Source organism: Nitrosophilus sp., from assembly GCF_982775275.1.
Genome location: NZ_CEXZHP010000059.1, coordinates 1 through 8,377, shown reverse-complemented (window position 1 = coordinate 8,377; position 8,377 = coordinate 1). Strand labels below are relative to the sequence as shown.

Here is an 8,377-nt window from a genome sequence, read left to right as displayed (position 1 = left end):
GCAGTTTACTTCCTAAAGCTTCGCTTTGCGCTTGCTCACTCAACCATTTTAACCATTTCAATAAACTACCAATCCAAATATAAAAATAGACTTGATAAAAAGTAATTTGCCGCAAATATTGTCATAGCGCTATAAACAACGGCTTTTGTAGTAGAAAGCCCCACGCCTCTTGCGCCCCCTCTTGTAAAATATCCCACATATGTGCCTATCGAACTTATTAAATATCCAAAAACTGTAGCCTTAATAATACCTGTTCCTATATCGCTAAATTCAAGATATGTGGAAATCGTATCTTTATATGCTGTAGGATTTACTCCAAGGGCCATTGTTGATATTAAGTAGGCGCTCAAATTTGCGATAAAAACAAACATTATTACCAAAAGAGGTAAAGATATAGTTGTTGCCAATATCCTTGGAATAATTAAAAACTTTTTAGAATTTATAGCTAAAGTATCTATCGCATCAATCTGCTCTGTAACCCTCATCGTTCCAAGCTCTGCCGCCATTGCACTAATAGCTCTGGAAACAAGCATTAATGCTCCAAAAACGGGTCCAAGCTCTTTAGAGATAGAAACAAATATGGTATATCCCATAAAATTTTCCGCGCCAAACTTATGAAATCCGTGATATAGCTGTATAGCCTCGACAAGACCAGTAAAAAGGCCTGTAAGTCCTATAACAAAAATTGAACCTATACCAATAATATCTATCTGCTTAAAAGTTTCTTTTATTCTATAAGGAGGCACAAAAAATAGCGGCAATAACTTTAATTGAAAGATTATAAATTCGCCAAATTTTTCTAAACTTTTATAAAATTTTACAAAAGGAAGACCAAGATAATAAAAAATTATTTGCATTCAATACCTTTGGTAATTGGGAAATTTTAATAAACTAATTCCTAAGCAAATTTTATCAAAATAATGTTAAAATAAAACTATGATAGGCGTAGATATAGTAAAAATAGATAGAATAAAAAATATGTTGGATAGATTTGGAGATAAAGCCTTAAAAAAATATTTAAACGATGATGAAATAAAACTTATAAAAAAGCCCCAAACAGCAGCCGGTTTTTGGGCCGCAAAAGAGGCAATAGCAAAAGCTTTAAAAACTGGAATTTCTAAAGATCTTAGATTTAAAGATATAACGATATATAAAGAAAAAAGCGGAGCTCCAAATTTCAAACTTTCCGATAAAATCGTAAAAAAATATAAAATATGCGATACTTCGCTCTCCATTTCTCACGATGGAGATTACGCTATAGCTGTGGCAGTTATTGAATTATCCTCCGGCAACAAATGTTAGCATCTCTATTTTATCGTTATCTTTTGGAACAAATTTATCCCAATCCTCTTTTTTAACTATATTCATATTAACAGCAATTGCCATAACTTTATCTTCAATTTTTAGCTCTTTTAAAATCTCTTTTAAACTCAACTCTTTTTTAAAATTTTTCTCTTCTCCGTTTATAATAAGTCTCATCTACACTCCCCCTCGGTAATATATTTTAAAATATTTACTACACCCCATTGATGCTTCAAATAGGCAAGCTTACACGGAGTTAGTCCTTGATTGTTTTTTATATTTGGATCGGCTCCATGATCTATTAAAAAGTTTAATATATCTATATCTCCGGTATATGCGGCCTGATGAAGCGGCGTTATACCATATCTATTTTTAATATTGATATTTGCTTCTTTTAACACAAGATATTTTACGATCTCAAATCTTCTTTGTCCGATAGCATAATGAAGCGGAGTCAATCCGTTGTTATCCTGAATATCTATATCAGCATCATTTTCTATTAGATATTTAACGCTTTTTAGATCTCTTATCTTTACCGCTACATGCAAAGGAGAGATCCCGGCATTACTTTTTTTGTCGATATCCGCTCCGTTTTTGATAAGCTCTTTTATGATTTTATATTTATGCTCAAAAACCGCTTCATGCAATCTTGTCCATCCGTTTATATTGTCTGCGATAAGATATATTCCAATAAACAATAAAAATACTCTTTTCATAATTTTTCTTTTTTCTTTTATTATATCTTAGTGCTAGATATTAAAATATTAATTTTTCTTATTAATCTTTCTTTTTTACAAAACCTACGGCTTTAAATCTTTCTCCCATCATAGTAGGATGAATCAAAGTTTTAACCCTGTTTACCTCTTTTAAATAAGCCTCATATCCCCTTTTTTCCTGAACAATATCTAAAAGTTTTAATATTCCAAAATCTATAAGAGCAACAAGCTGGGTTTTATAAAACTCTTTTTCAAAACCAGCTTCTAAAAAGGCATCAATTAGATGGGAAAAATTTACGTCATAGGTAATATCTGTCTTTTTAAAAGCCTCTTTCAAATTTAACTCTTCATCAAAAAGAGGATAAACTTTATGCTTTTTATAAACCCTTATGGAAAAATCATCCCTAACCTCTAAATCCCCATAATCAAAAGTTAAAAAATAGCATTTTTTAAAAGCTTTATATAAATCTTTGGCAAACTCTTCATAACCTTTTGCAATTTCGCCTTTTGTTTGATTATATTTTTTTGAGATATTTTTAACATATTCATCTTTTTCCTTCCAAACTATCTCAAAATCTTTCACATAAGCCATTTTATCTTTATATACCAGTTCGCAAGGAAAAGCGTCAAAAATCTCGTTTGATATTATTATGCCCTCATCCAAATCTATCTCTTTTATGCTTTTATAATGGTTCAATTTTATTACATTTTCAAAAGAGTCCTCAAAATAGCTTTTTTGAATTTTTTGCATCTCTTCAAAAGGCTCAACAATATTGAAACTTATATATTTTAATAATTGTGGTTTTAAAGTATATATAAACTCTACGATATCTGCCAAAAGATATCCTTTGTGAGCGCCTATCTCAAAAATATTTACATTTTTTGAAAATTTTCCCTTTTCTATCAAATCTATTATATGGTTTGCTATCGCTCCACCAAAAAATTTGCTAACGCTAACTGAGGTGTAAAAATCCCCTTCTTTTCCAATCGCTTTATAATTTGTATAATATCCATCTTTTGAATATAGCCAATCTTGCATAAATTTACTAAATTTTATCATCACTAACTCTTTTATAAATATCTAGTAATATCTGATTTTTCTCTATTTCATATATTTTAATATCAATTTTTTTAATCTCCATGGAGTTTTTTAGAGTCTTTATGTCATATTCGGTTTTTTCTCCGGCTTTAAATAGTTCATATGTGCTTTTTAAAAGATTTTTATACAATTTTAGATCCTCTTTTGCAAGTTCAATCTTTTTTTCAACAACTTCTATTTTTTTTAAAGCAAGCTCAAATCTATTGATTTCAGCTCTTTTTATATCATTTTGTAAAAGTTTTGATTTTAAAAAATCAAGTTTTGTAGATTCAATGTTTCTAAAAGAGTTTATATCAAATAGAGGCATAGTTATTTTAAATCCATACTCTTTATAGCTCTCTTTGCCTGATGGCATAAAAAGTGCCCCTTTTGTATCTTGAATATTGTAACTTGCGGTTAAAGAAAAGGAGGGAAGATATCTTGCTATTGTCATATTTTTAAAATATTTTTTTACCTTTTGGTCCTCTTTGGCTTTTTTTAGTCCTATATTTTTTTCTAAAAACTCCTCTTTTGAAATTATGAAAAATTTCGGCGTTTTAAGATATTTTGGATCTTTATCGCTTATATCTTTGAAATTTTTATAAATTTGAGAAAGATTTGATTTTAGCTCTAAAAGCTTTAACTGATTTTGATTTTTGTTAAGTAGTGCTTGATCTAAAAAAGAGCTATCAAGAAGCCCGCTTAAATACTGCTCTTTTTTTCTTAGGACGTCTATATTTGAGTTTTTTATTAGAAGTTTTTGCTTTTTTATTAAAAGCTCAGTTTTTTTATAATCATACAAAAGATTTATAGCAGTAGCAATAAGCTCTTTTTCCCTCTCTTTTACAGATAATTTTGAAAATTTTTTATTTGCGTTTGCGTATTTTATCGCAAAATAGATACCCCCGCTTTTAAAAATGGGTTGATCTATGCTGATTCTAAAACTTTTTGTCTCTTGATTTAGTCCAAACTGATCATTTTTTGTATGGAAATAACTCATATTTATGGGATTTATCCAAGAATCCCTTAGTTTTTTTGACTCAACTTCGCTTTTTTTATAATCTATATCAAACTCTTTTTGTTTTAAAGTAGATAATATCGAATCATCTGCAAAAACAAAAAAGGGTAATAAAATCAATATCTTTTTGCTATTCATAATGCGTCCACATTCTAAGAACTTTCACAATTTTTTCTTTTTCTAAAACTTGATAAATAAGTCTATGTTGAATATTTATTCTTCTGCTATATGCACCTTTTAAATCTCCTACCAACTTTTCATATCTTGGAGGATTAACAAAGGGATCATTTTCTAAAATATTTAATAACTTCAAAACTTTATGTTTCAAACCGGCTTCTTTTATCTTTTTTGCATCTTTAATAGCCTGTTTTGTATAAACAATCTTATACATTACCAGTCCAATTTATCTTCACACTCTTCTATAGGAGTATTCAATCCTTCTTTTATCGATTCTCTCATACCAGGAATTGAAGTAAGATAAAGTGTCTCTGCAATAGCTCTAAAATCCTCTTCGCTTATTAAAACAGCACTGTTTCTTTTACCTTTTATCAAAATAGGCTCATGACTTTCAGCCGTTTCGTCTATAAGATTATATAGATTGTCTCTTGCTTTAGAGACATTTATTACTTTTGTCATAATCACCCCTTTTTTTTACAAAATCGTACCATTTTTCGTACGATTTGTCAATTTATAAACCTCTTAAAGCCTCTTCAAATCTTTTAATTCCTTCATCAATTTCAGCTTTTGATATGGTAAGAGGAGGTAAAAATCTAACTGTATTTCTTCCAGCTTTTAGCACTAAAACTCTTTTTTCAAGTGATTTTTGAATGATTTTTGATTGGATTTGGCTTGTTTTTGCTCTAAGACCTCTCATATATCCAAGGCCTACGGCTTTTTCAAAAAGATTTTCATATTTTTTAGCTATAGCATTTATCTTATCTTCAAAATATACCATTCTCTCATCTAAATCTCCGCTTACTTTATCGGCTTCCAAAATATCCAAAACAGTATTTGCCGCAACGCAGCTTAGATAATTTCCTCCAAAGGTGCTTCCATGATCTCCAGGAGAAAAAATATCTTTAAGTCTTGTCATAATTGCGCCAATTGGTACTCCACCGCCAAGACCTTTAGCCAAGGTTATGATATCCGGCTCGATCTCATAAAGATTGCTTGCTAAAACTTCCCCCGTTCTATAAATCCCAGTTTGAACTTCATCAACAATAAGTAAAATATCTTTTTCTTTTAAACTTTTTGCTAATCTTTGAACTTTTTCTTTATCTTGAGGCTCTACCCCGCCCTCTCCTTGAATAAGCTCTATCATGACAGCAACCGTTTTTTCATCTATTAAAGACTCTATACTATCTATATTATCTGCATATACAAATCCATCGGGAAATGGACCAAAATAGGTATGCATCGCTTCTTGACCTGTTGCTTTAAGCGCGGTAATGGTTCTACCGTGAAAAGAGTGTTTTAACGTAATAATCTTATATCTTTTAACTTCTCCGTCCACTTCTCCATATTTTCTTGCTATCTTTATAGCCCCTTCGTTTGCCTCAGCACCGCTGTTGGCAAAAAAGAGCCTCATATCATATCCGCTTAAATTTACCAATTTTTTAGCTAAAAGAGCTTGCGGCTCTATAAGATAAAGATTTGAAATATGTATTATTTTTTTTGCCTGTTCACAAATAGCCTCACTTAATCTTTTATTTCCATGACCAACGCTTACTACACCTATACCACTTGTAAAATCTATATAATCTCTTCCATCCTCATCAAAAAGCGTAGCGTTTATGCCTTTTTTAAAATTTATATATTCTCTTGCATATGTATGTAGCACATATTCTAAATCTATTTTTTTTAAGTCCATTCTTTTTTCCTTACTAATATATATTTAATTTAATTTTTTTATATTTACTTTTACCTCTTGAAAAATAGCGTTATTTCCGTAATTGTCCGTTTTTGGAGGCGTCAGAAAATTGACCTTTTCATTTCCGCTATAGGCTAAAACACTATTTTCTTTTAAATCCTGGCTTACTTTTACCTCAAACTCCGCCTCACCATAAATAGATGTGGCTAAAACTCTATCTCCATCTTTTAGTAAAGTCGAAGGAGGAACATATAAAAAGTTGTCCCTTTTAAACTGAGAATTTAGCGATGTTTTGCATTTTGGAGTTATTAGATAAAATCCTTCTTTATCATCGCTAAACTCATCTTCTACCTCATCCAAAAAACAAAAAAGGCCGCTATCTGTATAAAAATCGTCGCTATAAGGATTTTCAAAAAATGAATGAATTTTGTAAAATTCCCCATCTTTAACGAGTTGCTTTTTAAAATGTTCTATATACTCTTTTTCGCTTTTTAACCCCTCATATCCAAATCTATCAAACATCTCCTTAGTAAACTCATACTCACTTAAAGCGTTATCATTTTCTTGAAGTTTTGGCATCAAACTTACATACTCGTGTCCGTAACTAAATCTAATATCCTCTTTTTGTAAAAAATTTTTAGCAGGTATCACCAAATCGGCCATTTTTGCAGTCTCATCCATATATATACCAAAAACTACGCTAAAACTCTTTTTTAAACCTTCAATTACTTTTTTACTGTTTGGCATAGTAACTATGGGATTGCTTCCTTGAATAAATACTAAGTCATATTTTGAAAAATCAACTACAGCTTTTTGGACTCTTTTTACCTCAACGCTAAAAGGATCATCAATATCCACACTCGTATCTCCCAAAAATCCAACCCCACATCCCTCTTTACCAAAAAGTCCAAGCATCGCGGCCAAAGAGTCGATCATTCTAACCACTTCGGTTCCGTGAGAATATTTTTGAACTCCGTTTCCAACCAATATAACTGTTTTCATTGAGTTCATCAATTCTGCCAATGTAGCTATATCAAGTATATCTACTCCTATTTTTTCTACTGTTGGAACCATTCTATAAGTTTTTATAAAATCGGCAAAAAATTCATAATCTTCGCATCTATTTTCAACAAACTCTTCATCTTCTTGCGCTTGCATATAGATAAATCTTGCCAACATACACGCAAGTTCCAAATCGGTTCTTGGATTTATCTGTAGATGCATTTGGGCTCTTTTTGCGATTTGAGTTTTTACTGGATCTATAACTACGACCGTTTTTTTATCCAAAAAAGGAAGAAGATGAGAGTTTGTAGTTGTTACGTTTCTGCCCCAAATAACCACAAGTTCACTTTTTTTAATTTGTGATAGAGGGAGTATCAGGTTTTTGCCTCTTCCTTGAACAATACCAAGTTGCCCAGCTGCGTCGCATAAACTTCCATAGGTAAAAGTAGCTTTTATTTTGCTAAAAAAAAGATTTGTAACATCTTGCATTTTTCCTACATTTCCGCTACCTTTAAAAAAGAGAGGATTTTTTGAAGATTTTAATTTTTCTTCCAAAATATCTAAAGCCTCTTTTAAACCTATCTTTTTTCCTTTATAATATGCGCTATCAAGCTGAGGATAATTAAAATAATGGTTTAATTTATAGCAAAGATGGCCTTTTGTAACCGGATGGTTTGGATCACCTTTTAATTTTTCTTCCACAATTACGCTACAAGCGTCATAACAATCCAATGGACATGCTGTTTTTTTCATTTTATCTCCACTTTAATGATTTTTGAAAATATTTTTGGCGAATCAATCAATATTTCGGCTTTATAGGCGCTTATATGAACGGGGTCGGCGATTTTATGAATTTTATAAAATTTCAGATTGGTTTTTTTACCGTTTATATATATCTTTTTATCTTTTAAATTTTCGATTTCCTCTTTATCTAAATAGATAACTATTTTTCCTTTTGAAATATCGGCAACATCTAAAAGTTTTGCTCCTGGATTTACAAAATCACCTTCTTTAACATAAATATTATAGATATAACCGCTAACTTTTATACTTTTTTTCTTTAAAATATCTTTTATTTTTTCAATATTTAATCTTACATCCTCTATCTGGTTTTTTAAGTTTTCGATTTTGCTTATTTGAGCTAAATATTGAGAATTTGTAGTAAGATAATCTGAAAGCTTCATATCTTTTTCAAATTTTGACTTTGTTTTTAGATCTTTAACTCTTTCGTAATTTTCTTTTTTAATTTTTACAAGTTTTTCTAAATTTTTTAAAGTCTCTTTTTCGGCAATTAGCATATTTTTTAAATTTTTCAGCTTACTTTCTAAATTTTTTAAGCTTTTTTTATCGATATAGCTATCTAAAGCTATTACTTGCTCATTTTCTACAAC

Annotated in this window: 11 protein-coding genes; 1 reads left to right on the top strand and 10 read right to left on the bottom strand. The window is 30.3% G+C overall.

Annotated elements, in window-relative coordinates; translation table 11 throughout:
• Positions 1-65: 65 nt before the first annotated feature.
• A complete protein-coding gene (locus AC30RD_RS04305) occupies positions 66-857 on the bottom strand; it encodes an MlaE family ABC transporter permease (RefSeq protein ID WP_489493042.1) in 792 nt (263 codons plus the stop codon).
• Between the two features lie 79 nt (positions 858-936).
• On the opposite strand from AC30RD_RS04305, the gene acpS reads away from it, so the two are divergent.
• The gene (gene acpS / locus AC30RD_RS04300; RefSeq protein ID WP_489493041.1) at positions 937-1,302 is read left to right on the top strand and encodes a holo-ACP synthase; all 366 of its coding nucleotides are present in this window, start codon (positions 937-939) and stop codon (positions 1,300-1,302) included.
• On the opposite strand, the gene thiS is transcribed toward acpS, so the two are convergent.
• From thiS to AC30RD_RS04255, 9 genes are all read right to left on the bottom strand, one after another.
• Complete coding sequence (thiS, locus tag AC30RD_RS04295; RefSeq protein ID WP_489493039.1) at positions 1,279-1,479, bottom strand: sulfur carrier protein ThiS; 201 nt, start codon at positions 1,477-1,479, stop codon at positions 1,279-1,281. The genes acpS and thiS overlap by 24 nt on opposite strands.
• Positions 1,476-2,018: an ankyrin repeat domain-containing protein gene (locus AC30RD_RS04290; RefSeq protein ID WP_489493037.1), complete on the bottom strand. Its 543-nt coding sequence runs from the start codon at positions 2,016-2,018 to the stop codon at positions 1,476-1,478. Before AC30RD_RS04290 ends, thiS begins: the two co-directional genes overlap by 4 nt.
• Before the next feature lie 61 nt (positions 2,019-2,079).
• Positions 2,080-3,078, bottom strand: coding sequence for an SAM-dependent methyltransferase (locus AC30RD_RS04285; protein ID WP_489493035.1), 999 nt, complete (start codon positions 3,076-3,078; stop codon positions 2,080-2,082).
• A complete protein-coding gene (locus tag AC30RD_RS04280) occupies positions 3,065-4,252 on the bottom strand; it encodes a TolC family protein (protein WP_489493034.1) in 1,188 nt (395 codons plus the stop codon). Before AC30RD_RS04280 ends, AC30RD_RS04285 begins: the two co-directional genes overlap by 14 nt.
• Entirely contained in the window at positions 4,245-4,505 is a 261-nt protein-coding gene (locus tag AC30RD_RS04275) for a Txe/YoeB family addiction module toxin (protein ID WP_489493033.1), read from the bottom strand. Before AC30RD_RS04275 ends, AC30RD_RS04280 begins: the two co-directional genes overlap by 8 nt.
• Positions 4,505-4,750, bottom strand: coding sequence for a type II toxin-antitoxin system Phd/YefM family antitoxin (locus AC30RD_RS04270; protein WP_489493031.1), 246 nt, complete (start codon positions 4,748-4,750; stop codon positions 4,505-4,507). The genes AC30RD_RS04275 and AC30RD_RS04270 overlap by 1 nt, the downstream gene beginning before the upstream one ends.
• 52 nt (positions 4,751-4,802) lie before the next feature.
• A complete protein-coding gene (locus AC30RD_RS04265) occupies positions 4,803-5,984 on the bottom strand; it encodes an aspartate aminotransferase family protein (RefSeq protein ID WP_489493030.1) in 1,182 nt (393 codons plus the stop codon).
• A gap of 24 nt (positions 5,985-6,008) precedes the next feature.
• The gene (locus tag AC30RD_RS04260; RefSeq protein WP_489493029.1) at positions 6,009-7,739 is read right to left on the bottom strand and encodes a molybdopterin-containing oxidoreductase family protein; all 1,731 of its coding nucleotides are present in this window, start codon (positions 7,737-7,739) and stop codon (positions 6,009-6,011) included.
• Positions 7,736-8,377, bottom strand: a 642-nt coding sequence (locus tag AC30RD_RS04255; protein ID WP_489493027.1) for an HlyD family secretion protein, incomplete at its 5' end; no start/stop codon positions are given. The genes AC30RD_RS04255 and AC30RD_RS04260, both read right to left, overlap by 4 nt.

What these genes read in the sequence shown, in the direction of transcription:
- AC30RD_RS04305 (WP_489493042.1), bottom strand. Translation starts at nt 857, where the DNA reads ATGCAAATAATTTTTTATTATCTTGGTCTTCCTTTTGTAAAATTTTAT.
- acpS (WP_489493041.1), top strand. Translation starts at nt 937, where the DNA reads ATGATAGGCGTAGATATAGTAAAAATAGATAGAATAAAAAATATGTTG.
- thiS (WP_489493039.1), bottom strand. Translation starts at nt 1,479, where the DNA reads ATGAGACTTATTATAAACGGAGAAGAGAAAAATTTTAAAAAAGAGTTG.
- AC30RD_RS04290 (WP_489493037.1), bottom strand. Translation starts at nt 2,018, where the DNA reads ATGAAAAGAGTATTTTTATTGTTTATTGGAATATATCTTATCGCAGAC.
- AC30RD_RS04285 (WP_489493035.1), bottom strand. Translation starts at nt 3,078, where the DNA reads ATGATAAAATTTAGTAAATTTATGCAAGATTGGCTATATTCAAAAGAT.
- AC30RD_RS04280 (WP_489493034.1), bottom strand. Translation starts at nt 4,252, where the DNA reads ATGAATAGCAAAAAGATATTGATTTTATTACCCTTTTTTGTTTTTGCA.
- AC30RD_RS04275 (WP_489493033.1), bottom strand. Translation starts at nt 4,505, where the DNA reads ATGTATAAGATTGTTTATACAAAACAGGCTATTAAAGATGCAAAAAAG.
- AC30RD_RS04270 (WP_489493031.1), bottom strand. Translation starts at nt 4,750, where the DNA reads ATGACAAAAGTAATAAATGTCTCTAAAGCAAGAGACAATCTATATAAT.
- AC30RD_RS04265 (WP_489493030.1), bottom strand. Translation starts at nt 5,984, where the DNA reads ATGGACTTAAAAAAAATAGATTTAGAATATGTGCTACATACATATGCA.
- AC30RD_RS04260 (WP_489493029.1), bottom strand. Translation starts at nt 7,739, where the DNA reads ATGAAAAAAACAGCATGTCCATTGGATTGTTATGACGCTTGTAGCGTA.